This is a genomic window from Rosenbergiella sp. YN46, from assembly GCF_036620675.1.
Lineage (GTDB): Bacteria > Pseudomonadota > Gammaproteobacteria > Enterobacterales > Enterobacteriaceae > Jejubacter.
In genome coordinates, this window is sequence record NZ_JAZHEE010000017.1 from 57,974 (window position 1) to 84,204 (window position 26,231).

General features: G+C 57.6%; 22 protein-coding genes and 1 pseudogene. 14 read left to right on the forward strand and 9 right to left on the reverse strand.

All coding sequences use genetic code 11. The features are described 5' to 3' along the window. Positions 1–20: 20 nt before the first annotated feature. From fhuA to hrpB, 3 genes are all read right to left on the reverse strand, one after another. Positions 21–2,258 (reverse strand): ferrichrome porin FhuA, encoded by a 2,238-nt coding sequence (fhuA, locus tag V3W49_RS13495; protein WP_500146138.1) that lies wholly within the window; start codon positions 2,256–2,258, stop codon positions 21–23. 275 nt (positions 2,259–2,533) lie between these two features. Continuing rightward, positions 2,534–5,041: a bifunctional glycosyl transferase/transpeptidase gene (mrcB, locus tag V3W49_RS13500; RefSeq protein ID WP_500146140.1), complete on the reverse strand. Its 2,508-nt coding sequence runs from the start codon at positions 5,039–5,041 to the stop codon at positions 2,534–2,536. 100 nt (positions 5,042–5,141) lie between these two features. After that, positions 5,142–7,571 carry an ATP-dependent helicase HrpB gene (gene hrpB / locus V3W49_RS13505; protein ID WP_500146141.1) on the reverse strand — a complete coding sequence of 810 codons (2,430 nt, stop codon included), beginning with the start codon at positions 7,569–7,571 and terminating at the stop codon, positions 5,142–5,144. A gap of 74 nt (positions 7,572–7,645) precedes the next feature. On the opposite strand from hrpB, the gene thpR reads away from it, so the two are divergent. From thpR to panD, 9 genes are all read left to right on the forward strand, one after another. Next, complete coding sequence (thpR, locus tag V3W49_RS13510; protein ID WP_500146142.1) at positions 7,646–8,176, forward strand: RNA 2',3'-cyclic phosphodiesterase; 531 nt, start codon at positions 7,646–7,648, stop codon at positions 8,174–8,176. 8 nt (positions 8,177–8,184) lie between these two features. Then, complete coding sequence (gene sfsA, locus V3W49_RS13515) at positions 8,185–8,889, forward strand: DNA/RNA nuclease SfsA (RefSeq protein ID WP_500146144.1); 705 nt, start codon at positions 8,185–8,187, stop codon at positions 8,887–8,889. A gap of 166 nt (positions 8,890–9,055) precedes the next feature. Next, positions 9,056–9,511, forward strand: coding sequence for an RNA polymerase-binding protein DksA (gene dksA / locus V3W49_RS13520; RefSeq protein WP_500146145.1), 456 nt, complete (start codon positions 9,056–9,058; stop codon positions 9,509–9,511). Positions 9,512–9,570: 59 nt separating this feature from the next. After that, on the forward strand, positions 9,571–10,473 hold the full coding sequence (gluQRS, locus tag V3W49_RS13525) for a tRNA glutamyl-Q(34) synthetase GluQRS (RefSeq protein ID WP_500146146.1): 903 nt from the start codon (positions 9,571–9,573) through the stop codon (positions 10,471–10,473). 51 nt (positions 10,474–10,524) lie between these two features. Continuing rightward, positions 10,525–11,919, forward strand: coding sequence for a polynucleotide adenylyltransferase PcnB (gene pcnB, locus V3W49_RS13530; protein WP_500146164.1), 1,395 nt, complete (start codon positions 10,525–10,527; stop codon positions 11,917–11,919). Further along, on the forward strand, positions 11,916–12,395 hold the full coding sequence (folK, locus tag V3W49_RS13535) for a 2-amino-4-hydroxy-6-hydroxymethyldihydropteridine diphosphokinase (protein ID WP_500146147.1): 480 nt from the start codon (positions 11,916–11,918) through the stop codon (positions 12,393–12,395). Before pcnB ends, folK begins: the two co-directional genes overlap by 4 nt. Positions 12,396–12,538: 143 nt before the next feature. After that, a complete protein-coding gene (panB, locus tag V3W49_RS13540; RefSeq protein WP_500146149.1) occupies positions 12,539–13,333 on the forward strand; it encodes a 3-methyl-2-oxobutanoate hydroxymethyltransferase in 795 nt (264 codons plus the stop codon). A 15-nt stretch (positions 13,334–13,348) separates the two neighbouring features. Then, positions 13,349–14,203: a pantoate--beta-alanine ligase gene (panC, locus tag V3W49_RS13545; protein ID WP_500146151.1), complete on the forward strand. Its 855-nt coding sequence runs from the start codon at positions 13,349–13,351 to the stop codon at positions 14,201–14,203. Positions 14,204–14,299: 96 nt separating this feature from the next. Continuing rightward, positions 14,300–14,680, forward strand: a complete 381-nt coding sequence (panD, locus tag V3W49_RS13550) for an aspartate 1-decarboxylase (RefSeq protein ID WP_138095807.1) — start codon at positions 14,300–14,302, stop codon at positions 14,678–14,680. A 65-nt stretch (positions 14,681–14,745) separates the two neighbouring features. On the opposite strand, the gene V3W49_RS13555 is transcribed toward panD, so the two are convergent. Together V3W49_RS13555 and V3W49_RS13560 are read right to left on the reverse strand one after the other, a co-directional pair. Continuing rightward, positions 14,746–15,516, reverse strand: a complete 771-nt coding sequence (locus V3W49_RS13555; RefSeq protein ID WP_500146152.1) for an ABC transporter permease — start codon at positions 15,514–15,516, stop codon at positions 14,746–14,748. After that, entirely contained in the window at positions 15,513–16,439 is a 927-nt protein-coding gene (locus V3W49_RS13560) for an ABC transporter ATP-binding protein (protein WP_500146153.1), read from the reverse strand. The genes V3W49_RS13555 and V3W49_RS13560 overlap by 4 nt, the downstream gene beginning before the upstream one ends. A gap of 286 nt (positions 16,440–16,725) precedes the next feature. On the opposite strand from V3W49_RS13560, the gene can reads away from it, so the two are divergent. Further along, entirely contained in the window at positions 16,726–17,388 is a 663-nt protein-coding gene (gene can / locus V3W49_RS13565) for a carbonate dehydratase (RefSeq protein ID WP_500146154.1), read from the forward strand. A 191-nt stretch (positions 17,389–17,579) separates the two neighbouring features. On the opposite strand, the gene hpt is transcribed toward can, so the two are convergent. Further along, entirely contained in the window at positions 17,580–18,116 is a 537-nt protein-coding gene (hpt, locus tag V3W49_RS13570; RefSeq protein ID WP_500146155.1) for a hypoxanthine phosphoribosyltransferase, read from the reverse strand. 204 nt (positions 18,117–18,320) lie between these two features. On the opposite strand from hpt, the gene V3W49_RS13575 reads away from it, so the two are divergent. Further along, positions 18,321–20,708 carry a glucose/quinate/shikimate family membrane-bound PQQ-dependent dehydrogenase gene (locus V3W49_RS13575; RefSeq protein ID WP_500146156.1) on the forward strand — a complete coding sequence of 796 codons (2,388 nt, stop codon included), beginning with the start codon at positions 18,321–18,323 and terminating at the stop codon, positions 20,706–20,708. A 48-nt stretch (positions 20,709–20,756) separates the two neighbouring features. Here the strand turns inward: V3W49_RS13575 and cueO are convergent, their stop codons facing one another. From cueO to V3W49_RS13590, 3 genes and pseudogenes are all read right to left on the reverse strand, one after another. Further along, positions 20,757–22,340: a multicopper oxidase CueO gene (gene cueO, locus V3W49_RS13580; protein ID WP_500146157.1), complete on the reverse strand. Its 1,584-nt coding sequence runs from the start codon at positions 22,338–22,340 to the stop codon at positions 20,757–20,759. A gap of 111 nt (positions 22,341–22,451) precedes the next feature. Beyond that, a pseudogene (locus V3W49_RS13585) lies at positions 22,452–23,286 on the reverse strand (HlyD family secretion protein). Further along, complete coding sequence (locus V3W49_RS13590) at positions 23,286–23,651, reverse strand: DUF3302 domain-containing protein (protein WP_500146158.1); 366 nt, start codon at positions 23,649–23,651, stop codon at positions 23,286–23,288. The pseudogene V3W49_RS13585 and the gene V3W49_RS13590 overlap by 1 nt, the downstream one beginning before the upstream one ends. A 331-nt stretch (positions 23,652–23,982) precedes the next feature. On the opposite strand from V3W49_RS13590, the gene V3W49_RS13595 reads away from it, so the two are divergent. The 3 genes from V3W49_RS13595 to speD all read left to right on the forward strand — a co-directional run bounded on the left by V3W49_RS13595 (position 23,983) and on the right by speD (position 26,107). Next, positions 23,983–24,330 carry a YacC family pilotin-like protein gene (locus tag V3W49_RS13595; protein ID WP_500146159.1) on the forward strand — a complete coding sequence of 116 codons (348 nt, stop codon included), beginning with the start codon at positions 23,983–23,985 and terminating at the stop codon, positions 24,328–24,330. 101 nt (positions 24,331–24,431) lie between these two features. After that, positions 24,432–25,298 (forward strand): polyamine aminopropyltransferase, encoded by an 867-nt coding sequence (speE, locus tag V3W49_RS13600; protein WP_500146160.1) that lies wholly within the window; start codon positions 24,432–24,434, stop codon positions 25,296–25,298. A gap of 14 nt (positions 25,299–25,312) precedes the next feature. After that, positions 25,313–26,107: an adenosylmethionine decarboxylase gene (gene speD, locus V3W49_RS13605; protein ID WP_500146162.1), complete on the forward strand. Its 795-nt coding sequence runs from the start codon at positions 25,313–25,315 to the stop codon at positions 26,105–26,107. The last annotated feature ends 124 nt before the right edge of the window (positions 26,108–26,231 follow it).

Consider the following 26,231-nt stretch of genomic DNA (forward strand, 5'->3'; position numbering starts at 1 on the left):
CTGCCGCGCCCGGGTAAATATCAGAAGCGGAAAGTCGCGGTGGCGGTCACCTGACGCTCTGCGCCCCAGTAGCAGGCGTAGTCGCGATAGCAACTGGAGACATATTCGCGATTAAACAGGTTGGTCACGTTAACCCCCACCGACGACCCCGGCATACCGAAGCGGGCCAGATCGTATTTCACGGTGGCATCGGCAACGGTATAGCTCGGCACGTTAAAGGACTTGTTCCTTTTGCTCTCGTCGTAATAGGTATTGGAGTAGAAGCTGGAACTGGAGCCTACATAGCGAACGCCCGCGCCCATCGTCAGCCCGCTCAGCGCTGTTTCATGGAAGGTGTAATCCATCCACAGCGAAGCCATATTACGCGGCACTTCAACCGGGCGCTGGTGATTATACAGCGTGTCTTCCGTATATTCGGCGTCGGTATAGCTGTAGGCCGCCGTCATATTGATATTGGCCGTCAGCGCCGCTTTCGCTTCCAGTTCGAAGCCGCGTGAACGAATCTCGCCGCCCATGGTGCTATAGAGTTCATTGCGCGGATCCACCGTCAGGTTTTTATCTTTGGTTATCTGGAACACCGAAGCGGTCACACTAACCGGCTTATCTTTAGGAATATATTTCACCCCGGCTTCATACTGCTTGCCGCGTGACGGATCGAACGCTTTTCCATCCAGTGAGCGTCCAGAGTTGGGCTCAAACGACTCGCTGTAGCTGAAGTACGGGGAAACGCCGTTATCAAACAGATAGTTCAGGCCGCCGCGCCAGGTGAAGGCTTCATCACGGTTGATATTGTTAGAGGCGCTGGCATAGCTGGTTTCACGGGTATGCACGCTGGATTTGGCGAAATCATAGCGTCCGCCCAGGGTCAGCACCCACTTATCCCATTCCGCCTGGTCCTGTACATACAGACCTGTCTGCTCAAGACGGTTAACCACCTGATATTTATCCGCATACGGATAAATATTGGACGGCGTTACGCCGCGGCTACCGAGGTCGAGCGGATCGGCATCGCCGTACTGGGCGTCTACGTCGTTACGACTGCGCAGATAGTCCACCCCGGTCAGCAGCGTGTGGGCCACCGGGCCAGTATGGAATTTACTTTCCAGTTGGGTATCGACGCCGAAATCCGTCAGATCTTCATCTGAACGCACATAGCTGCGCTTCAGCATATTGCCCTGCCCCGTCATCCCAAAACCATAGACTGAACGATACAGGGTATGTACCCGGGAGTAGCGCAGATTCTGACGCACGGTAAAGGTGTCGTTAAAGGCATGCGCGAAGCTGTAGCCCACCATCTGCTGGCGGCGCTGCATTTTGTTGTCCGGATCGCCTTCGTTATAGTCGGTCGGCAGCTTGTGCGAGTGGCCGTTAGCATCCACGTATGGCACCAGGGTACCGGTGCGCGGCAGCCAGCCATAGTAGCCCGCGTGTGGATCGCTCTGGAAGTTGCTCAGGAAAGTGAAGTCGGTTTTATCGTCCGGCCGCCAGCTAAAGGAGGGGGCGATAGCATAGCGGTTAGATTTGACCCGATCCTGCTGGGCGTCCTGGCTGAAGGCCAGACCGGTTAAGCGGTACGAGAAAACGCCGTCGTCGTCCAGGGCGTCGCTAAAGTCAAAGCCGGTCTGCCACAGATTACGCGACCCCGCCTTAAACTGAATCTCGCGCAGCGGTTCAGTGGTCGGACGCTTGCTGACCATCGATACCACCCCGCCCGGGTTGCTGTTGCCGTACAGTACCGATACCGGCCCGCGAATCAGCTCCGCACGCTCCAGGAAGTAAGGGTCCATCGACACTTCAGAATAGTTATTGCCCTGTAAACGCAGGCCATCCAGATACTGGTTAGTGTTCACCGTTGAAGGCGAAGTAAATCCGCGAATCGAAACGACGTCGTAGGTACTGGAACTGCCGCGGGTGGCAAATACGCCGGGCGTATAGCTTAACGCCTCTTTCACGGTCTGCGGCTGGCGCATGTCCATCTCTTCACGGGTCACGACGGAGATAGACTGCGGTACTTTCTCGATAGGCGTATCGGTTTTCGTCCCGACGGCGCTCTGTTTGGCGGCAATGGTCAGTGCCGGCCCCCAGGCGCTCTCCTGAGGCACGTTCGCCGCGTCGGCGGAAACGGTAATGGTATCTTCGGGTTTAGCCTCATCGGCGGCGAATGCCGGCGCGGTAAAGCCGCCCAATGCCGCAGCTATCAGCACGGCCAGTCGACAAACAGGGGGAGTGGCTGTCTGTTCGGTGAAACAACGCGTCATGGTAAATTCTCTTAGTGAGAGTAGCCAGGTTGAACGAAAACGAGAATTATTATTATGACTGCGGATGATATGCGAAAGATTGCGCGTATATCAAGCACCGCTCCGCCCGGAGCCCCCTGTAAGCTCGGGAAATAACCAGGCAAAGCGCGCGGTCATTTCATTCTGTGCGAAATGTTGCATTGATGTTCTACGCAACGTTAGAGAAATGGTGGCCGTGTTAGCAAAAAAAATCCCCCGCTAAAGCGGGGGATTTTGCATAGCGTCGTATCGCTCGGTTAGTCGCCGCCGAACATATCTTTAATCCAGCCGGCAACGCCGTCGCTCTTTTTCTCTTGCGGCTGTTGCTGCTGTTGCTGCTGCGGCGCACTCTCAGCGTTATTGAACGGGTTGCGGGCGTCCATCTCCTGCTGACTCTGCTGGCAAAGCGCGTCCGGATTGGTCGTCCAGACCGGAAGCTGACGATAACCGCCTGAACACTGGAAGTTGCCCATATCGTCCACGCCCATCTCCACGATATCTTCCGGCGGGGTCAGGGTCAGCGGAATCGGCGACTGATCGCTGAGATAGCGCTGATAGATAGACATCGCTCCGCTGGCGCCATACAGATGCGTCGGCTGGTTGTTGTCGCGGCCCACCCAGGTAATTACCACCTCTTTACCGTCGATACCGGCAAACCAGGTATCGACCTGATTATTGGTGGTGCCGGTTTTACCCGCCAGGTTAAGACCCGGGAACTTCGCCCCCAGCGCCCGGCCGGTGCCGCGCTTCATCACCTGCTGCATGGTGTAGAGCGTCAGATAAGCGCCCTGAGCCGGAACCGCACGCTCCGCCTGAGGATAGCTCTGGTAGAGCACAGTGCCGTCTTCAGCAATTACCGAACGCAGCACCGACAGTTCGGCCCGGTTGCCGCCGCTGGCGATAGTCTGAAACGCCTGCGCGACTTCAACCGGCGTCAGGTTCAGCGCGCCCAGCAGCATCGCCGGTACCGGATGCAGCTGATCTTTCGGTACGCCCAGTTTAGCCCAGGTATCCGTTACCGCAGGCAGTCCCAGCGACAGACCCAGGTTCACCGTCGGGACGTTCATTGAACGGGTCAGCGCATCAACCAGCATCACCTGACCGCTAAAGCGGCGATTATCGTTCTGCGGCGACCAGGTCTTGCCACCCGGCTGCGGCAGCGAGATAGGCGCATCGGCTATCCAGGTATTGAGCCGGTACTTGTTCGGCTGGCTCAGGGCCGTCAGATAGGTCGCCGGTTTCGCCAGCGAGCCGATAGAACGGCGTGCCTGCATGGCGCGGTTGTAACCGGCAAAGTTGGGATCGGCGCCGCCGACCATAGCGCGAACTTCGCCGCTAAAGCGGTCAACCACCACCATCGCCGTTTCCAGATCCTTCAGCTTACGCTGTTTTTTCAACGCCGGAATACCGTCGGTTACCGCTTTTTCCGCGGCATCCTGCGACACCGAATCGAAGGTGGTGAAGATCTTCACGCCGGAAAGATCTTTCACCTTATCGCCCAGTTTTTCATGCAGCTGCTGGCGCACCATCTGCATAAAGGCAGGCTGCGGCGAAATCACGCCGCCACGTGGCTGAACGCCAAGCGGGCGGGCGCTGAGCATGTCATACAGTTCCTGGTCGATAATCTTCTGCTGTTGCAGAAGTCTCAGCACCAGATTACGGCGCTCCAGCGCCAGCTTCGGATTACGCCACGGGTTATACAGCGAAGCCCCTTTCACCATCCCCACCAGCAGCGCCTGCTGATCGAGACTCAGCTCCTCGACCGGACGCCCGAAGTAATAGAGGCTCGCCAGCGGGAAGCCGCGGATCTGATCGTTGCCGCTCTGGCCGAGATACACTTCGTTCAGATACAGTTCAAGAATACGATCCTTGCTGTAACGGGCATCCATAATCAGCGCCATATAGGCTTCATTGGCCTTACGCCACAGGGTACGCTGGTTGGTCAGAAACAGGTTCTTCACCAGCTGCTGGGTCAGGGTGCTGCCCCCCTGTACCGCTTTACCCGCGGTAATATTGGCGATAAAAGCGCGACCAATGGAGTAAAGGCTGATGCCGTCATGCTCGTAGAAATGGCGGTCTTCGGTGGCCACCAGAGTATCGACCAGCAGCTCCGGGAAGCCGCTGCGCGGCACGAACAGACGCTGCTCGCCGTTAGGCGAAGAGAGCATGGTAATCAGGCGCGGATCGAGGCGGAAGAAGCCAAAGTCGCGACCGGTTTCCATATTCTTGATGGACTCCAGACGGTCGCCGTCAAAGGTGAGGCGCGCGCGAATCTGCCCTTCTTTGCTGTCAGGGAAATCGAACGGACGGCGCAGCATCTCGATGGTGTTGCCCTTCACGGTGAACTCGCCCGGGCGGGTAATCCGCGTAACCTGACGGTACTGCGTCCCTTCCAGCAGCTTCACCATCTCTTTTTCGCTGAAGGCCATATCCGGCTCAAGATTCACCATCCGCCCATAGACCGCCGCCGGCAGTTGCCAGACTTTACCGTCGATGCGGCTGCGAATCTTCTGATCCAGCCAGACGCCGTAGGCGACAAACAGCACCAGCAGTACGATCAGCAGCTTAACGAAAAACCAGATCCAGCTGCGTTTACGGCGTGGCGGACGCCCCTTCTTTACCTTGCGCGACATGGGCGCCTCATCATCATCGTAATCATCATCGTCATACCGCTCATCGCGCAGGCGACGACGGCTCACCTTCTCTTTAGGCGGACGCTTCGGTTTACCTTTGCGTCCGATAGGTTCGCGGTCATTCCCCGCCATTCTCTTTCTCCACAAAAGTGCAGGCGCAAAGGCCCGATTCTCCTGTCTTCCGCCGCTGGCGAAAGAAGAAAGCTCTCAAAATCTGCTCAATCCGGCGCCATTACTGGTAACGTTTAGTGCGTCGGGTGGGCTGCGCCGTCGCCGGAGAGTCCGGCCAGGCGTGTTTGGGATAGCGCCCTTTCATCTCTTTTTGCACCTCGCGGTACGCGCCCTGCCAGAAGGCGGCCAAATCGCGGGTTACCTGCAACGGACGATGGGCCGGAGACAGCAGCTCCAGCACCAACGCGACTCGCCCTTCGGCAATCGCAGGCGTCGTCACTTCGCCAAACATCTCCTGCATCCGCACCGCCAGAGCCGGGGGATTATCCGCATCATAGCGAATGGCGATACGACTCCCGGTCGGCACAGTGTAATGAGTTGGCAGCTTACTATCCAGCCGCTGACGCAGTGACCAGTCAAGCAGACTGTAAAGCCCCGGGCAGAGATCCAGATTCCTCAAGGCCTGGAGCGACTTAACTCCGCCCATCAGCGGCAGCAGCCATTGCTCAAGCGTCGCCAGAAGCGCTTCGTCATCCACCTTCGGCCACGGGTGCTCCGGCAGCCAGCGGGCGGCGCAGCTGATACGCAGCCGCAGCTGCTGCGCCGCCTCGCTCCAGTTAAGCAGGGAAAGCCCCTTATCGCGAATGCCGTTCAGTATCGCCTGATGAAGCTGTCCCTCATCAGGGCGATTCAGCGGCTGGCGTTTGACCGTCAGATTGCCGATACGCCAGCGACGCCAGGCCTTCAGCGTTCCCTGGCCCTCGTCCCACTCCACGCTGTCGCTCTGCGCTAACAGCCCCGGGACATCAGCCGCCAGCCGCTCAGGTTCTACAGGCAACGCCTGAAGAATGCGCGCATCCGGCGAACTCGCCCCCTGGAGCAGCAGCGGTGCCAGCAGCCATTCATGACGGGTCAGGGGGGAATCAGGTTCCAGAGTGGCACCCATACCGTTAGCCAGTAGATAGCGCCCCTGTTGACCACGCCGCAGCGCAATACGGTCGGCGAAGCCGTGCGCCAGCAGGCTCGCGGCCAGCTCAGGGTCGCAGCTTCCGCTTTCCTCTCCAGTGCGTTTAAGCAACTGACGCGAACGCGCCCGCCAGTTGCCCTGGGGACGCATCAGCGCATCGCTCAGTTCATCGCCTGCACCACGCGGCGGCTCTTCAAGAATGGCAGCAAGCATCGCCGCAGTGCTGCGTTGGTCCGGCGTGGTGGCCGCCGTCAGCATCGCCGCCAGCCGGGGATCGACCCCCAGCCGCGCCATCTGTCTCCCCTTCGCCGTCAGGCGTTCCTTGTCATCCAGCGCGCCCAGTCGCTGTAACAGTAACCGTGCCGCCGCCAGGTTTTGAGCCGGAGGCGCGTCCAGCCAGTTCATCTGCGCCGCATCGGTACAGCCCCACAGGCTCAGCTCCAGCAGCAAACCGGAGAGATCGCTTTGCGCTATCTCCGGCTGGCCCTGGGCGGCGGCACGCTCCGCCTGCTCCGCCGCGACCAGATGCAGGCAAATACCCGGTTCCAGACGCCCGGCGCGACCGGCGCGCTGAGTCATCGATGCCTGGCTGATGCGCTGGGTGATAAGCCGGGTTAAGCCACTGCGCGGATCAAACTTCGCCGTACGCTCCTGAGCGCTATCCACCACCAGGCGGATCCCTTCGATGGTCAGACTGGTTTCAGCGATATTAGTCGCCAGCACGACTTTGCGCTGGCCCTGCGGCGCGGGCAGAATAGCTCGCCGCTGTTCGCTCAGTGGTAGCGCACCATACAGCGGACACAGCACCACATCCCGGGGCACCCGTTCGCGCAGTTGTTCCAGCACCCGCTGGATCTCGCCGACCCCGGGTAGAAACAGCAGCAGCGATCCTGACTCCTCACGCAGTAGCTGCGCGGTGGCTATCGCCACTGCTTCGTCAAAACGCTGATGGACAGGCAGCCCCTGGTAACGCCGTTCCACCGGCCAGCTTCGCCCTTCGGAAATCACTACCGGAGCTTCAGGCAGCAGCTGGCTCAGGCGTCGATCGTCCAGGGTTGCCGACATAATCAGTAGCTTCAGATCGTCGCGCAGCCCCTGCTGTACTTCCAGCAGCAGCGCCAGCGCCAGATCGGCCTGCAGGCTGCGCTCATGGAACTCATCCAGCAGCACCAGGGAAATGCCGCTCAGTTCCGGATCGCGCTGGATCATGCGGGTCAGGATCCCCTCTGTCACCACCTCCAGCCGGGTGTTCGGCCCCACGCAACTCTCAGCGCGCATTCGGTAACCTACGGTTTCTCCCGGCTGCTCGTCCAGCTGTTCGGCCAGGCGCTGGGCGACATTACGGGCCGCCAGCCGCCGCGGCTCCAGCAGCAGAATGCGCCCGGCGGGCATCTCACGCAGAAGGATAAGCGGCAGCCAGGTCGATTTACCGGCGCCGGTGGGGGCGATAAGCAGCGTTTGCGGTGCCTGGCGCAGCGCGCTAAGCAGTTCCGGCAGAACCGCCGCAACAGGTAATGTGGACACAATGCGTTTCCCGGGGTTAACAATCGCGTGGCGGCATTGTAGCATCCTGCCAAACCTTTGACCTCGAGAGTGCCATGTCCGCCACGCGTCGCCTGTTTTTCGCCCTGGAGATCCCCGCCGCCATCCAGCAACAGATACTGCACTGGCGTGCTCAGCAGTTCCCCCAGCAGACCGGGCGCCCGGTGGCGGCGGCCAACCTGCATATTACGCTGGCCTTTCTGGGGGAGGTAGGCAGCCAGAAACAGCAGACGCTGGCCACTCTGGCCGGACGAATCCGCCAGCCCGGCTTTGCCCTCACGCTGGATGACGCCGGGCACTGGCCGCGCTCCCGGGTGGTATGGCTGGGAACGCGGCGCGCTCCTCGCGGATTGTTACAGCTCGCCTCTGTGCTGCGCGCTCAGGCCGAGCGCAGCGGCAGCCCCCAGGGAACGCGCCCGTTTCACCCCCATGTGACGCTCTGGCGCCACGCGCAGTCGCAGGTCAAACTGCCCGCGCCAGGCTTCAGCTGGCGCTGGGAGGTGGAAACCTTCGCGCTCTATGAATCACTGTTCGAACAGGGCCGCACCCGCTATCGGGCGCTTGAGCGCTGGTCGCTAATCCAATAAGGAAGAGTATGGAATTCACCCCGCCGCTGCAGCCCGCTACCCTGGTGCGACGCTACAAACGCTTTCTGGCCGATGTCATTACCCCATCGGGAGAAGAACTGACGCTGCACTGCCCCAATACCGGCGCCATGACCGGCTGCGCCACGCCAGGCGATACGGTCTGGTATTCCACCTCCACCAATGCAGCCCGCAAGTATCCCCACACCTGGGAACTGACCGAAACCGCCCAGGGCGCGACTATCTGCGTAAATACGCTGCGCGCCAACGCGGTAGTAAAGGAAGCGCTGTGTAATAATCTGATTTTAGGGCTGGACGGTTATACCCAATTACACAGTGAAGTCAGGTACGGGGCCGAACGTAGCCGCATCGATTTTATGCTCCAGGCGGACGACCGGGTTAACTGCTATATTGAAGTAAAATCAGTCACGTTAGCCGAGGCGAATCGAGGCTGGTTTCCCGACGCAGTCACTGAACGCGGGCAGAAACATCTGCGGGAGCTGATTAGCGTGGCACAGGGGGGTGAGCGAGCTGTACTGCTGTTTGCGGTGCTGCATTCAGCCATCGACAGTGTCTCACCGGCACGGCACATCGATGTGAAATACGGGCAGCTTCTTGACGAAGCCATCGCCCGGGGAGTGGAGGTACTGGCCTGGAAAGCCAGTCTGACCCGCACCGCGCTGCAGCTTAACGCGCCGGTTCCCTTCATTCCTTAGGGTTGTCTGATTTATGATCGGGGGCGCAGGCTAAATACGCTTTCCTTCACAAGGTTGTCAAGAGGCGGATTTAATACAATTGCCATCCGGAAACGCTTCTGTTATTTATAGCGGCCTGATTTTCCCCCGTCATGGGGACCGATAGTGCGTGTTAAGGAGAAGCAACATGCAACAAGGGCAAAACCGTAAGACATCGTCCCTGAGTATTCTCGCCATCGCTGGGGTGGAGCCATATCAGGAGAAGCCGGGCGAAGAGTATATGAATGACGCCCAACTGGCGCACTTCAAGCGGATTCTGGAATCATGGCGTAATCAGCTCAGGGATGAAGTCGATCGTACCGTAACTCACATGCAGGACGAAGCTGCCAACTTCCCCGATCCGGTAGATCGAGCCGCTCAGGAAGAAGAGTTCAGCCTTGAACTGCGTAACCGTGACCGCGAGCGTAAACTGATCAAAAAGATCGAAAAAACGCTCAAAAAAGTGGAAGACGAAGACTTCGGCTACTGCGAATCCTGTGGTGTTGAAATCGGCATTCGTCGTCTGGAAGCACGTCCGACCGCCGATCTATGCATCGACTGTAAGACACTGGCTGAAATCCGCGAAAAACAGATGGCTGGCTGACAGCCCGCGGTAACCACAAACTTTCCCGGGGTGGGGGTAATCCCCCCGCCTTAGAATTCATGTCGCGACAAAACTACATTGGGCGTTTCGCCCCCTCTCCTTCCGGTGAACTGCATTTTGGATCGCTTATCGCCGCGCTGGGCAGTTGGCTTCAGGCCCGCGCCATGCAGGGCAAATGGCTGGTACGTATTGAAGATATCGATCCTCCCCGGGAGCTACCCGGCGCCGGCGACACCATTCTGCGTCAGCTCGAACATTACGGACTAAGCTGGGATGGCGAGGTGCTTTGGCAGTCGCAACGTCATAACGCCTACCGTGCCGCCCTGGCCTGGCTCCATGACCAGGGACTCTGCTACTACTGCACCTGTACCCGACGCCGCATCCATGAGACAGGCGGGATTTACGATGGCCATTGCCGAACACAGGGGCTGGGGCCGGAAAACGCCGCCGTGCGCTTGTGGCAGCGCCACCCGATTTATCACTTCACCGATCGCCTGCGTGGCCGTCTGGAAGCTGACCAGGCACTGGCCCAGGAAGATTTCATCATCCACCGCCGCGACGGCCTGTTTGCCTATAATCTGGCGGTGGTGGTGGATGACCATTTTCAGGGCGTCACCGAAATCGTGCGCGGCGCCGACCTGATAGCCCCCACCGTGCGCCAGATAGCGCTGTATCACACCTTCGGCTGGTCAGCCCCGGACTACATCCACCTGCCGCTGGCCCTTAACGAACGCGGCGATAAACTGTCGAAGCAGAACCACGCTCCTGCGTTGCCCTGGAGCGATCCACGCCCCGTGCTGGTAGAAGCGCTGAGATTTCTTAACCAGGCTCCGCCCCCCGACTGGCGCGATATGCAGCGGGATGCGCTACTGGCTTACGCTGCGGACAACTGGTCGCTGGCGGCGATATTGCCAGAAACACCGCGAATCCGCCATTCTCAAATGCGTCGCACTGAGCTATGATTAGCCGCTGTTTTTTTTGTCCCCTGATGATTGACACAACCGAGGTGTACCATTTTTACTCGAGTCGCTAATTTTTGCCGTAAAGTGCTGAACCGCGAAGACAGCGCCCAGCAGGCGCACTCCGCACAGCCCGCTCTGACGGTGATCCCCCGCGATCGGCACACCATTTCCCGCAAAGACATCAGTGAAAATGCCCTCAAGGTGCTCTACCGTCTCAACAAAGCGGGATATGAAGCCTGGCTGGTTGGCGGCGGCGTCCGCGATCTGCTGCTGGGGAAGAAGCCAAAAGATTTTGACATTACGACCAATGCCACACCGGAGCAGGTTCGTAAGCTATTTCGCAACTGCCGCCTGGTAGGGCGCCGTTTCCGTCTGGCTCACGTGATGTTCGGGCCGGAAATTATCGAAGTCGCCACTTTCCGCGGCCATCATGAAGCACAAACCGACCGCCAGCTTTCGCAGCGTGGACAAAACGGAATGCTGCTACGCGATAATATCTTCGGCTCCATTGAAGAAGATGCCCAGCGCCGCGACTTCACTATTAACAGCCTTTATTACAGCGCGGCCGACTTTACGGTACGCGATTACGTGGGTGGGCTGCGCGATCTGCAGGAAGGCCGCATTCGCCTGATTGGCTCCCCCGAAACCCGCTATCGCGAAGATCCGGTGCGAATGCTGCGCGCGGTGCGCTTTGCCGCCAAACTCGGCATGACCATCAGCCCGGAAACCGGCGAACCGATTCCCCGTCTGGCCAATCTGCTCAACGACGTGCCCGCAGCCCGTCTGTTTGAGGAGTCGCTCAAGCTGCTGCAGGCGGGTTACGGCTACGAAACTTATCGCCTGCTGCGCGAATATCAGCTATTCCAGCCGCTGTTCCCCAGTATCACCCGCTATTTTACCGAAAACGGCGACAGCCCCATGGAGCGTATTATCGCCCAGGTGCTGAAAAACACGGATAACCGTATTCTGAATGGCAAGCGCGTCAATCCGGCCTTCCTGTTCGCCGCCATGCTGTGGTATCCGCAGCTGGAAATGGCTCAGAAGCTCGCACAGGAAGGAGGGCTTGCCTGGTACGATGCCTTTGCCCTGGCCATGAACGAAGTGCTGGACGAAGCCTGCCGTTCCATCGCCATTCCAAAGCGCATCACTTCGCTTATCCGCGATATCTGGCAGCTCCAGCTGCGTCTGTCCCGACGCCAGGGCAAACGCGCCTGGCGTCTGATGGAACACCCCAAATTCCGCGCCGCCTACGATCTGCTGGAACAGCGCGCCGTTGCCGAAAACAACAGCGAGCTGCAGCGCCTGACGCAGTGGTGGGGCGAGTTCCAGGTTGCTCCGCCGCCGCAGCAGAAAAATATGGTCAGCCAGCTTGGCGACGAACCCGGCGGTCGCAAACGCCATCGTCGTCCGCGCCGCCGCGCTCCCCGGCGCGAGGAGAGGTCGTGACCCTGTGCTACATCGCCATCGGCAGTAATCTGGCTTCTCCGCTGGCGCAGGCTCGCGCCGCGCTAGAGGCCATGGACGACATTCCCCAAACCCGGCGCGTGGCGCTCTCTGCGTTTTACCGCACGCCGCCTCTTGGCCCTCAGGATCAGCCCGACTACCTCAACGCCGCCGTGGCGCTGGAAACCGGGCTTGAGCCCGAAGCGCTGCTCGACCACACCCAGCGGATCGAACTGGAGCAGGGGCGTACCCGCAAAGCGGAGCGCTGGGGGCCGAGAACGCTGGATCTCGACATCATGCTGTTTGGCGCAAGAACCCTCGCGACTCCGCGTCTGACGGTTCCTCACTACGACATGAAAAATCGCATGTTTATGCTGTGGCCGCTGTTTGAAATCGCACCGGAACTGGTGTTTCCCGACGGCGAAAGCCTGCGCGACTGCCTGACGAGGCTGCCCGACGAGCCGCCAGTGCCGTGGTAACATACCAGATATAATTTTATTAACGCGCGCTTAAATCAGACATATTATCCGGCATTTGTATTGAATACGGAATAAAATCAAACATCTGGCATTCTTCCCCTGGATCTTCCAGAATGCGCTATCGTTTTGTCACGGGGGATATTATGAAAGCGACAACCATCACCCACCTACGCCAGCTCAAAGAGCAAAACAAGAAGTTCGCCAGCATTACCGCCTACGATTACAGCTTTGCCAGACTCTTCGCCGATGAAGGTATTGGCGTGATGCTGGTGGGCGACTCTCTGGGGATGACCGTTCAGGGTTACGACTCCACGCTGCCTGTTACCGTTGAAGATATCGCCTGGTGCACCCGAGCGGTACGGCGCGGCGCGCCCGGTAGCCTGCTGCTCGCTGACCTGCCGTTTATGGCCTACGCCACGCCCGAGCAGGCGTTTGATAACGCCGCCGAAGTCATGCGCGCGGGTGCCAATATGGTCAAGATTGAAGGCGGCCAGTGGCTGGCGGAAACCGTACGCCTGTTGAGCGAGCGCGCCGTGCCGGTCTGCGGCCATCTTGGCCTGACGCCGCAATCGGTTAACATCTTCGGCGGATATAAAGTCCAGGGCCGCAGCGACGCGGCAGCTCAAACGCTGCTGGAAGACGCCCGGGCGCTGGAAGCCGCAGGCGCACAACTGCTGGTGCTGGAGTGCGTGCCTAAAGCGCTGGCCAAACGCATTACCGACGCCCTTTCCATTCCGGTGATAGGTATCGGCGCCGGTAACGGCACCGACGGCCAGATCCTGGTAATGCACGACGCCTTTGGTATCACCGGCGGCCATACCCCGAAATTTGCTAAAAACTTTCTTGCACAAACCGGCGATATTCGCGCAGCCGTGCGCCAGTATATCGCTGAAGTTGAGTCCGGCGCTTACCCGGGCGCCGAACACAGTTTTGAATGACAGGAGTGAATAGCCGTGCTTATTGTTGAAACCTTGCCGCTACTGCGTCAGCAGATTCGCCGCTGGCGGAAGGAAGGGAAGCGGATTGCACTGGTTCCCACCATGGGCAACCTGCACGATGGCCATATGAAGCTGGTCGACGAAGCCCGCGAGCGCGCCGACGTAGTGGTGGTCAGTATTTTCGTCAATCCGATGCAGTTCGACAGACCTGATGACCTTGCGCGCTATCCACGCACGCTGCAGCAGGATAGCGAAAAGCTCAACAAGCGCCGCGTCGATGTGGTGTTCGCCCCCACTCCCCAGGAAGTCTACCCCAAAGGCATGGAAGGCCAGACCTTTGTCGAGGTGCCGGAGCTTTCCACCATCCTGGAGGGCGCCAGCCGCCCCGGCCACTTCCGCGGCGTGGCGACCGTGGTCAGCAAACTGTTCAATCTGGTGCAGCCGGACGTTGCCTGTTTCGGCGAAAAAGACTTCCAGCAACTGGCGCTTATCCGCAAAATGGTGGAGGACATGGGCTACGATATCGATATCGTCGGCGTTCCCACGGTGCGCGCGAAAGATGGTCTGGCGCTGAGTTCCCGTAACGGCTATCTCAGCGCCGCACAGCGTAAAATCGCCCCTGGGCTGCATCAGGTGATGCAGGAGATAGCCGGCAAACTTAGCGCTGGCGAGCGCGACTGCGAAGAGATCCTCGCCATTGCCGCCCAGACGCTGAATGACAAAGGCTTGCGCGCCGACGATCTGCAAATTCGCGATGCCGACAGCCTGCAGGCCCTGACGCCGGAAAGCCAGCGTGCCGTGATTCTGATGGCCGCCTGGCTTGGCGAAGCGCGCCTGATTGATAATATGCAGGTGGCGCTTACCGAGTAGACAGCAGGCGCCTGATGGGGTAATACTGCCCCTCTTCCCGGGACCAGGCCCGCCTGGCCCCTGTTCCGTATGACTAAATGACCAGGGTTCAACGCTATGATTCGTACTATGCTGCAGGGCAAACTCCACCGCGTCAAAGTGACGCAGGCCGATCTGCACTATGAAGGCTCCTGCGCCATTGACCAGGATTTCCTCGACGCGGCAGGCATTCTGGAATATGAAGCTATCGACATCTATAACGTCACCAACGGCAAGCGTTTCTCAACCTATGCCATCGCCGCCGAACGCGGTTCGCGCATCATCTCGGTGAACGGCGCTGCGGCCCACTGCGCCAGCGTCGGCGATATCATGATTATCGCAAGCTATGTCACCATGCCGGATGAAGAAGCCCGTAGCTGGCAGCCGAAAGTCGCCTACTTCGACGGCGATAACGAAATGAAGCGTATTGCGAAGGCCGTACCGGTTCAGGTCGCCTGATTCCCACGTATAGCGTAAAAAAAACCTGAACGCCGGATGGCGTTCAGGTTTTTTATCGGTGCTAATCAGCTGCGCAAACCGCGTCCGCGCTGAATCAGACGCCAGCACAGCAGATAAAAGACGGCAATAAAAATAAACAGCACGCCAACGGTCAACGGTAGCTGGACGTCGCTCACGCCCAGGAATCCGTAACGGAATCCGCTAATCATATAGACGATGGGGTTCAGCTTCGACAGCGCCTGCCAGAAGGGCGGCAGCAGCGTCAGCGAATAGAACACGCCGCCCAGATAGGTCAGCGGGGTCAGTACGAAGGTCGGAATCAGGCTGATATCGTCGAAGGTAGTGGCGAATATCGCGTTGAGCAGCCCCGCCAGCGAAAACAGAATCGCGGTCAGCAGCAGCGTCAGCGCCACGAACAGCCACGAATGTACGTGAAATGGCACAAAGAACAACGAAATCGCCGTCACCAGAATTCCGACGCACAGGCCGCGCGCCACGCCGCCGCCGACATAGCCGGCGATAATCACGTGGGTGGGCACCGGCGCTACCAGCAGCTCCTCAATATTGCGCTGAAATTTAGAACCGAAGAAAGAGGAAGCCACGTTGGCGTAGGCGTTGGTGATAACCGCCATCATGATAAGCCCCGGGACGATAAACTGCATATAGCTAAAGCCGTGCATCTCGCCAATGCGCGAGCCTATCAGGTTACCGAAGATAATAAAGTACAGGGTCATGGTGATCACCGGCGGCACCAGCGTCTGAACCCAGATACGCATAAAGCGGTGAATCTCTTTCGCCCAGATACTCTTCAGGGCGACCCAGTAAAGCTGCATCATGCCGGCTCTCCTTTCTTCTCGTGTACCAGCGTGACAAACAGCTCTTCCAGCCGGTTAGCTTTGTTACGCATACTTAATACCTGAATACCCTGCGCGCTCAACTGAGAGAACACGCTATTGATGCCCTGTTCGCGCAGCACTTCCACCTCCAGCGTCGAGGTGTCTACCAGTCGGTACTGGTAGCCGTCCAGCTTCGGGATCGGACTTTTTGGTGCCAGATCGAGAATAAAAGTTTCCGATTTCAGTTTGGAGAGCAGCTCTTTCATCGAGGTGTTCTCCACCAGCTCGCCGCTCTGGATAATGCCGATGTTGCGGCACAGCATTTCGGCTTCTTCCAGGTAGTGGGTGGTCAATATGATGGTGGTGCCCTGATCGTTGAGATCTTTCAGAAAAGTCCACATTGAGCGACGCAGTTCGATATCCACGCCAGCGGTAGGCTCATCCAGGATCAGCAGCCGCGGCTCATGCATCAGAGCCCTGGCGATCATCAGGCGACGCTTCATACCACCAGAGAGCATGCGCGCGCGTTCGTTGCGTTTCCCCCACAGGTCGAGCTCTGTCAGGTACTTTTCGCTGCGCGCCAGCGCTTCGCGGCGCGGTACGCCGTAGTAGCCCGCCTGGTTAACAACGATCTGCTGCACCGTCTCGAAGGGGTTAAAGTTAAATTCCTGCGGTACCAGCCCGAGCTGGCGTTTGGCGTTTACCACATCGCGCTCCAGGTCGTAGCCGAAGACCCTGACCTGGCCTGCGCTCTTATTGACCAGTGAGCTGATAATGCCGATGGTGGTGGATTTGCCTGCGCCGTTAGGCCCCAATAGTGCGTAAAAATCACCGGCTTCTACGCGCAGATCGATGCCGCGCAGCGCCTGAACGCCGCCGGGGTAGGTTTTCGTCAGTTGCTCCAGTTCCAGTGCATATGCCATAGATAGTAGTAGCCTTAAGTTATTGCTTCTGCTCTAAATAATTCTGATTGCAGGTCATATATGCCACAGACAGATATGAACGTGCTTCAGCACGGCCCCGAAAGGGCGAGGCCCGCCAGGGTCTTGTAACGCGGCAAACGGGTGAATCCTCGGGAGCTTACATCAGTAAGTGAACGAGTGCAGCCAGCGCATCTGCAACCTGAAATATGACGAGCAGGTTTAAAAAAAAGTTGAGTTGCCCTATATTACCTCAACGCACTAATCTGGTTACAGGTTGTTAACCTCTATGAAAGATATCGACAGTCTCATCAGCAATAACCGTCTCTGGTCTAAAATGCTGGTGGAAGAGGATCCCGGCTTCTTTACTCAGCTTGCACAAGCACAGAAGCCCCGTTTTCTATGGATCGGATGTTCCGACAGCCGCGTTCCCGCAGAACGCCTCACCGGCCTGGAGCCGGGCGAGATCTTCGTGCACCGTAACGTGGCGAACCTGGTTATCCATACCGACCTGAACTGTTTATCCGTGGTTCAGTACGCCGTCGATGTGCTGGAAGTCGAGCATATCATTATTTGCGGCCACTACGGGTGCGGCGGCGTGCAGGCAGCGGTGGAAAACCCCGAACTGGGCTTGATCAACAACTGGCTGCTGCATATTCGCGATATCTGGTTCAAGCACAGCTCCCTGCTGGGCGAGCTGCCGGAAAACCAGCGCATGGATACGCTCTGCGAGCTGAATGTGATGGAGCAGGTCTATAACCTGGGCCACTCTACCATCATGCAGTCAGCGTGGAAGCGTAACCAGAAGGTCACCATCCACGGCTGGGCTTACGGCATTCACGACGGATTGCTGCGCGATCTGGACGTCACCGCCACCAGTCGCGAGTCGCTGGAGCAGAACTACCGCAAAGGCGTCTGCAATCTGCGCCAGAAGCTCCACAATCACAAATAAAGCTAAGGGCCGCATCACGGCCCTTAAGGTTGATGACAAAGAGGGAAAAAACGTGTTTTTTCCCTCTTTGTGGTTATCAGTCGAAAATCAATAAATTGATTTTCCTTGTTTATTTTTCTGGTGGTTCTGGCCGAATGTGTTCGACCCAGGTTTGTCATCAGTCTCAAGGGCCGCATCGCGGCCCTTTTTTATTACTCGTCCAGCAGAACGACTTTGCCAACGTAGGGGAGATGGCGATAGTGTTGGGCATAATCAATGCCGTAACCCACCACAAATTCGTCGGGAATCGAGAAGCCGATAAATTCGACCTTCACATCCACTTCTCGGCGCGAAGGCTTGTCCAGCAGCGTACAGATAGCCAGTGATTTTGGCTCACGCAGGCGCAAAATCTCGCTCACCCGGCTCAGGGTATTACCGGAATCGATAATATCTTCCACGATAAGCACATCTTTACCGCGAATGTCTTCATCCAGATCCTTGATGATCTTCACGTCGCGGGTGCTGGACATGCCGCTGCCGTAGCTGGAAGCGGTCATAAAGTCGACTTCGTGGGGCACTTCCACCGCCCGGCACAGATCCGCCATAAAGATAAAGGAGCCGCGCAGCAGCCCCACCAGCACCATTTCGCTGCCGCTATCGCGATAGCGTTCGTTAATCTGCTGCCCAAGCTCTGCGACACGCGCCGCGATCTCCGCTTCCGGGATCATCACTTCTACTTTATGTTTCATCTGTATAACCAAATAATATGCTGATAATGCTCTGATCCGCGGTCATTCACTCAGGAAAGCGTCCGCGTGAATCGAAAGACCGCAGAGTATAACAGCAAACCCCCCCTCTTCGCTTCTTTGCATCAAAAAGCATTTTTGTGATCGCCGTCACGGGTGTAACTAACTATAATTAATTGCTATTAAAAATTAATGGAATTAATCGCTATGGAAAATCAACAACCCCGACCACGCCTGGTCGTGATGTTATCCGCTCTGTTTGCGCTGCTGACAGGGCTCTGGCTTCTGGGAGGAGGTGTCTGGCTGGTCGCTATCGGCGGCTCCTGGTACTACCCGATAGCAGGCATCATCATGCTGGCGGTCGCCTGGTTGCTGTGGCGTCGCAGCGCCGCTGCACTATGGCTGTATGCCCTGCTGCTGCTCGGCACCATGCTATGGGGCGTCTGGGAAGTCGGCTTCGACTTCTGGGCGCTGACGCCGCGCTGCGATGTGCTGGTCTTCTTCGGGATCTGGCTGCTGCTGCCCTTTATCTGGCGCAACCTCACCTATTCACGCCCGGCGATTCCCGCACTGATCGTCACTCTACTGGTAAGCGCCGGTATTCTCACCTGGGCCGGTTTCAACGATCCTCAGGAAATTCACGGCACCCTGCCGACCGATACCACGGCGGCGGCGCAGAGTTCCGATATTGCGGACGGCGACTGGCCGGCTTATGGACGTACTCAGGAAGGCCAGCGCTATTCACCCCTTAAGCAGATCAACGCCGACAACGTACACCAGTTGAAAGAAGCCTGGGTGTTCCGTACCGGCGATCTGAAGCAGGACAATGACCCGGTGGAGATAACCAACGAGGTCACGCCGATCAAAGTGGGCAATACCCTGTTCCTGTGTACCGCACACCAGCGTCTGTTCGCCCTGGATGCCGCGACCGGGAAAGAGAAATGGCACTTTGATCCCGAACTGAAGACCGATCCTTCGTTCCAGCACGTGACCTGCCGCGGCGTGTCTTATCACGAGGCCAACGCAAGCAATGCCGCGCCGGACGTGGTGGCGGACTGCCCGCGCCGTATCATTCTGCCGGTTAACGATGGTCGTCTGTTCGCCATCAACGCTGACAACGGCAAACGCTGCGCCAGCTTCGCCAATAACGGCGAACTGAATCTGCAAAGCAATATGCCGGTCACCACGCCAGGCATGTACGAGCCGACTTCACCGCCCATTATTACCGACAAGGTTATTGTGATTGCCGGCGCAGTCACCGATAACTTCTCGACCCACGAGCCTTCCGGCGTGATTCGCGGCTTCGACGTTAATACCGGCAAGCTGCTGTGGGTCTTCGATCCCGGCGCTAAAGATCCGAATGCGATTCCAGCCGACGAGCATCACTTTACCCCGAACTCGCCGAACTCCTGGGCGCCGTCGGTCTATGATGCGAAGCTGGATCTGGTCTACATCCCGACCGGGGTGACCACGCCGGATATCTGGGGCGGCAACCGTACGCCGGAACAGGAACGCTACGCCAGCTCCATTCTGGCACTTAACGCCACCACCGGTAAGCTGGAATGGTCGTATCAGACCGTGCATCACGATCTGTGGGATATGGATATGCCTTCCCAGCCGACCCTGGCGGACATTACCGATAAGGACGGCAACACCGTTCCGGTGATTTACGCGCCGGCCAAAACCGGCAACCTGTTCGTACTGGACAGACGCACTGGTAAAACCGTGGTTCCCGCTCCGGAGCGTCCGGTTCCACAGGGCCCGGCGAAAGGCGATCGTCTGTCGCCGACTCAGCCGTTCTCTGAACTGACCTTCCGTCCGGAGAAAAAACTGACTGGCGCGGATATGTGGGGCGCCACCATGTACGATCAGCTGGTATGCCGGGTAATCTTCCACGGTCTGCGCTATGAGGGCACCTTTACACCGCCTTCCGAACAGGGCACCCTGGTATTCCCGGGCAACCTGGGGATGTTTGAATGGGGCGGCATTTCAGTCGATCCGAACCGTCAGGTGGCTATCGCTAACCCGATGGCGCTGCCGTTCGTGTCGAAGCTGATTCCGCGCGGGCCGGGCAACCCAATGGAGCCGCCGAAGGATGCCAAAGGATCCGGCACCGAATCTGGTATTCAGCCGCAGTACGGCGTGCCTTTCGGAGTTACCCTGAATCCGTTCCTGTCTCCCATTGGCCTGCCGTGTAAGCAACCGGCCTGGGGTTACATTTCCGGGATCGATCTGAAAACCCACAGCATCGCCTGGAAAAAACGTATCGGAACCCCGCGTGACAGCATGCCGTTCCCGATGCCGTTCCCGGTTCCCTTTAACATGGGGATGCCGATGCTGGGCGGCCCGATCTCCACTGCCGGTAACGTACTGTTTATCGCCGCTACCGCGGATAACTATCTGCGCGCTTATAACATGACCAACGGCGAGAAACTGTGGCAGGCGCGACTGCCCGCAGGCGGCCAGGCCACGCCCATGACCTATGAGGTTAATGGTAAGCAGTATGTGGTGATAGCCGCAGGCGGTCACGGCTCGTTCGGAACCAAAATGGGCGACTATATCGTCGCGTACGCGCTGCCGGATGAGGCGAAATAACCGCAACGCATAATGCAAAGCGGCTCCCATCGGGAGCCGCTTTTTTTATCAGGAGACGGTAAAGCCCAGCATCATGCCGGTGTCTTCATGTTCCAGCAAATGGCAATGGGCCATATAGCTGTGTTCAGCAGGGGCGGTATGATCGAAACGCACCAGCACTTCGCTGCGTTTACCTTCCACCCGTACCGTATCTTTCCAGCCGCGGCGATGCGCCGCCGGCGGTTTACCGTCTTCCGACAGAATACGGAACTGGGTGCCGTGAATATGGAACGGATGCAGCATCATGTCGCCTTCGCCGGAGATGGTCCAGCGCTCGTATTGGCCGTGCGGCACGTTAAACGACGGCGTATTCATATCAAAGGCTTTTCCATTGATCTTATTGGCGTTATGAATATCCAGCTTCGTCTTGCCATGCGCCATATGCCCCATTGCGCCGTGCGCCATTCCCTCTTTCATCTGCCCCATATCGCCGTGGCCCATCATCGCGCCATGGTTCATACCGGCCATGGCTCCCTGACCATATTTTTTCATCAGCGCCTGCATACCCATCTGATCCAGACGGGGATCCATCATCAGCTGCAGCCAGCGGGTGTTAAGCCCTTCAAGCGCCGGTAATTCAGGGACTTTCACCAGCGTATCCGGCAGCGCGCCAGAGCCGTGAACCGGTACCGGCTGGATGTGTACCACCGGCTGGGGCTTATCAAAGGGTGCCACCTGCATCCCCATCTGCTTTACCGGCAGCGCCATAATATCGAAGGGGCTGGCATCCTTCACTTCCACCAGCACCTCGAAGCGCTCTCCCATCAGGACAGGCAGGCTTTCAACCTTCACCGGCTCCGCCAGCAGACCACCATCGCTACCCACCACGTACATAGGGCGGCCATCGCTGGTCGCAAGTTCCAGCGAACGGGCGTTACAGCCGTTCAGCAGCCGCAGCCGCAGCCAGCCGCGCAGCGCGCCGAACTGAGGGTAGTTCACGCCGTTGCACAGCAGCGTATCGCCAAACCAGCCTACCGCGGCGCTCATCACGTCCAGTTGATAGTCTATCTGGCCATCAGCGCCAAAACGCTTATCCTGGATAATCAGCGGAATATCGTCGATGCCCCACTGCTTCGGCAGCATTAACTGGCGGCTTTCCAGATCGTCAATTAGTACCAGACCGGCCAGCCCCATCGCCACCTGGTGGCCGGTTTTGCCGTGCTGATGCGGGTGAAACCAGCAGGTAGCGGCGCGCTGCTGCGGCGTGAAGGAGACCTGACGGCTCCCACCCGCGGCTATCACGCCCTGGGGGCCGCCATCCACCTCGCCCGGAATCTCCAGTCCGTGCCAGTGAACGGTGGTGGCTTCCGACAGCCGGTTATGAATCTCGACGTTAACCTTTTTGCCCTGTTCCAGGCGCAGCGCCGGCCCCAACAGCGGCCCGTTGTAGCCCCAGGTGGTTGCCTGGTGGCCAGCCAGAACGCTTTTTCCGGCCTGGGCCGTCAGGCGAATCGTACTCTGGGCGTCAGGCTCCAGTAGCGTGGGGATGGGCAGCCGCGGACGCTCTGCGGCGCAAAGACGACGGCTGAGCAAAGGAAAGCTACTGAGTACGCCCAGCGCGGCGGAGTACTTCAGAAAATCGCGGCGATGCATTATCCATTGTTCCTTATTAACCGGTATCGGAGCCCCGAGCATAGACCTTCCCCCAAGGGGAGGGTCAAGTCTTTGCCGGTTATTTGCACAATTTTTTCATCACCGGGGAGATTAGTGATCCAGGTAAAGGAAATTCTGCCAGCTTTTCATACGAATCAGGATCTTACGAATCATCGCCAGGTGGTGAAAATGTTCCGAATAGACCGCCACCTCAACCGAAGCCCCCTGCGGCAGATGATAATGCGCCAGACGCTTGTCGGTAACGTTAAGCTTCACCAGAGCGCGACCGTCAGTCTGCAATGCCGAAGTGGTCAGCAGTTTCCCCTGAGCCTGAAGCTGGCTTTCGCCAATGGCGGGCAAAACTTGCTCAACTTCGCCTGCAAACACCTTGCCGGGAATGGCCGGGAAGATGAACTCCGCTTTGTAGCCGGGCTTCAGACGCTGTAGCGAATTCTGACGAAACGCGGCGACGTAACTTGCGGACTGATGAGGATCGGTCGGAATAAAAGTCATTACCGGCGCCAGCCCCAGCGCCGTCGCCATAACGCCCGGACGCAGCCCCACCTGAGTGACATAGCCATCGGATGGCGCGCGCACTACGGTATGGTCCAGCTTAAACTGCGCTTTGCGCAACTGAGCCAGCAGCGCCGCGACTCTGGTATTAGATACGGAACAGCACATCCCCCTGCCTGAGCGGCTGATTCGGCTTCACCGGCACTGCCGTCACCCGCCCGCGTACCTGCGGCACAATCGGTACCGAACGAAAAACCTGGCTGCCCGTTCGGGTATAGGGCGTGTTGTAGTTCATCACCAGCACAATAGCGCCAATCAGAATAACGCCGCCTAATACCGCAGTCGGTACGGTCCATTTATTAAGAGGTATTTTAAATAGCTTAAAGATAGCAATACACAAGGCCGCATAAGTCAGTAGCAGTAACGTTTCCATTATTGTTCCTCCACCTGCGCACCTGTGTTATTCCGCGATTTAAGGGCGACGATGTCCTGACGTAACGCCTCTATCTGATGATTCAACTGCGTCACATGATGCTGAATATCATGCTGTTCCTGGGCGATTTGCTGAATGCCCCAGCCCCGATCTTCGCGCCACAGCGTGGCCCATATCCACAGTAACGGCCATAAAACATGCAGGGTAAACAGGCTGACCCATCCGGCATAGTGGATGGCATCCTGATGAGGATGATTGCGCTTTTTGGCAATCTCATAGGGAATATCGTGTATCACGATAATGCCGTAGAAAATAATCAACACCACGGCAATGAGTATTCCCAGAGCGATATAATCCAGGGTCATGGTTTCTCCATAAGGGGCGTAGCAAAAACCACCTGAAGCAGGCGAAAAGAGGCAGCTTGCGAACAAACAGAAAAAATAGGATGGCGCCCCGGGCCGGATACCGATGACGAAAAGAGTTCGCACTCGGCCCGAGCGCTGGCGAACGTTATATCAGCCTTATCGAATAATCAGAACTTAATACGTGATTAAGCAAATCTTCTGCAATCTATTGTCAGTGCTCAGCTCAATGCCTTTCGGGCTAAAAAATACGTACATTTCCTGGCAATAACCACTCGTCGGGCTTTGGCAAAATATGCTAACGTCTGGTATCCATCCAGAAGCGGTAGTCGTAATGAAGAAGTTTGTCAGGGTAGTGCTGTTGAGCGGCCTGCTGGGGTTTTCCACCACCAGCCAGGCGCTTAGCGAATCCGAAGCGGAAGATATGGCCGATCTGACGGCGGTTTTTGTCTTTCTGAAGAATGACTGCGGCTACGATCACCTGCCTAACGTCCAGATTCGACGCGCGCTGGTTTTCTTCGCACGCCAGAATCAGTGGGATCTGAGCAACTACGAAAGCTACGATATGAAGCGCCTTGGCGAAGAGAGCTACCGCGATCTGAGCGGTATTGCGGTTCCCACCCAAAAGAAATGTAAAGCGCTGGCCCGCGACTCCCTCAGCCTGCTTGCCTGGGCGAAGTAATCCTCCGTCCTCCTTCGTTGAAATAATGTGCATCCCCCATCATTGTTAGCTATTATGTTGCGCCCATTTTTAGGGGAAGTTAACGAAGGAGGTTTCCGCCAGTGAGCGATAACAAGCTGTGGCATGAAACGCTGCATGACCATTTTGGTCAGTACTTTAGCGTCGACAATGTACTTTACCATGAGAAGACCGACCATCAGGATCTGGTCATCTTCGAAAATGCGGCCTTTGGCCGGGTAATGGCGCTGGACGGCGTGGTGCAGACCACCGAGCGCGACGAATTTATCTACCATGAAATGCTGACTCACGTTCCGCTGCTGGCTCACGGCCACGCGAAACGGGTGCTGATTATCGGCGGCGGAGACGGCGGTATGCTGCGCGAAGTCTGCCGTCATCGCAATCTGGAAAGCATCACCATGGTGGAAATCGACGCCGGCGTGGTCTCTTTCTGCCGCCAGTACCTGCCTAACCATAGCGCAGGCGCCTATGACGATCCGCGTTTTAACCTGGTGATCGACGATGGCGTTAACTTTGTCAACAGCACGACGCAGACCTTTGATGTGATCATCTCCGACTGTACCGATCCCATCGGGCCGGGCGAGAGCCTGTTCACTTCAGCCTTCTATGAAGGGTGCAAACGCTGCCTGACTCCAGGTGGAATTTTTGTGGCCCAGAATGGCGTCTGCTTCCTGCAGCAGGACGAAGCCCTCGACAGTCATCGCAAGCTCAGTCACTACTTTAAGGATGTGAGCTTCTATCAGGCCGCGATTCCGACCTACTACGGCGGCATCATGACTTTTGCCTGGGCGACCGACAACGAAGCGCTGCGTCATCTGCGCCCCGACACCATTCAGGCACGGTTCCACAGCGCCGGTATCCGCTGCCGTTACTACAATCCGGCGATCCATTCGGCAGCTTTCGCTCTGCCGCAGTATCTACAAGATGCCCTGTCCGGACAGGCATCCTAAGGGGGTGGACCAAATTGAAAAAACTCAAACTGCATGGCTTTAACAACCTGACCAAAAGCCTGAGTTTTTGCATTTACGACATCTGCTACGCTAAGACGGCAGAAGAGCGTGACGGTTATATCGCTTACATCGACGAGCTGTACAACGCGAACCGTCTTACCGAAATACTGACCGAAACCTGCTCCATTATCGGCGCCAATATTTTGAATATCGCGCGTCAGGATTATGAGCCGCAGGGGGCCAGCGTCACCATTCTGATGAGCGAAGAGCCCGTAGACCCCAAATTGATTGACCCGAGCGAACGTCCCGGCCCGCTGCCGGACGCCGTCGTGGCCCACCTCGATAAGAGCCATATTTGCGTGCACACCTATCCGGAAAGCCATCCGGAAGGCGGGCTCTGCACCTTCCGTGCCGATATCGAAGTCTCAACCTGCGGCGTGATTTCCCCGCTCAGCGCGTTGAACTATCTGATCCACCAGCTGGAATCCGATATCGTCACCGTCGACTACCGGGTAAGGGGCTTTACCCGCGATGTGAATGGTATGAAGCACTTCATCGACCACGAGATCAATTCGATTCAGAACTTTATGTCCGACGACATGAAGGCGCTGTATGACATGGTTGATGTCAACGTCTACCAGGAAAACATCTTCCACACCAAAATGCTGCTGAAGGAGTTCGACCTGAAGCACTATATGTTCCACACCAGACCGGAAGATTTAACCGAAGAAGAGCGTCAGACCATTACTGACCTGTTATGGAAAGAGATGCGCGAGATCTACTACGGACGCAATATTCCGTCGGTCTGAAGCCATCATATTGAATCAATGCCGGTAAATTACCGGCATTTTTTCGATTCATCGCGGATTAGCGTGAAGCCGGAGCCAACCGGGGAGCGGCACACCTGGGCTGAGTATATTGCGTTGAGGGAAG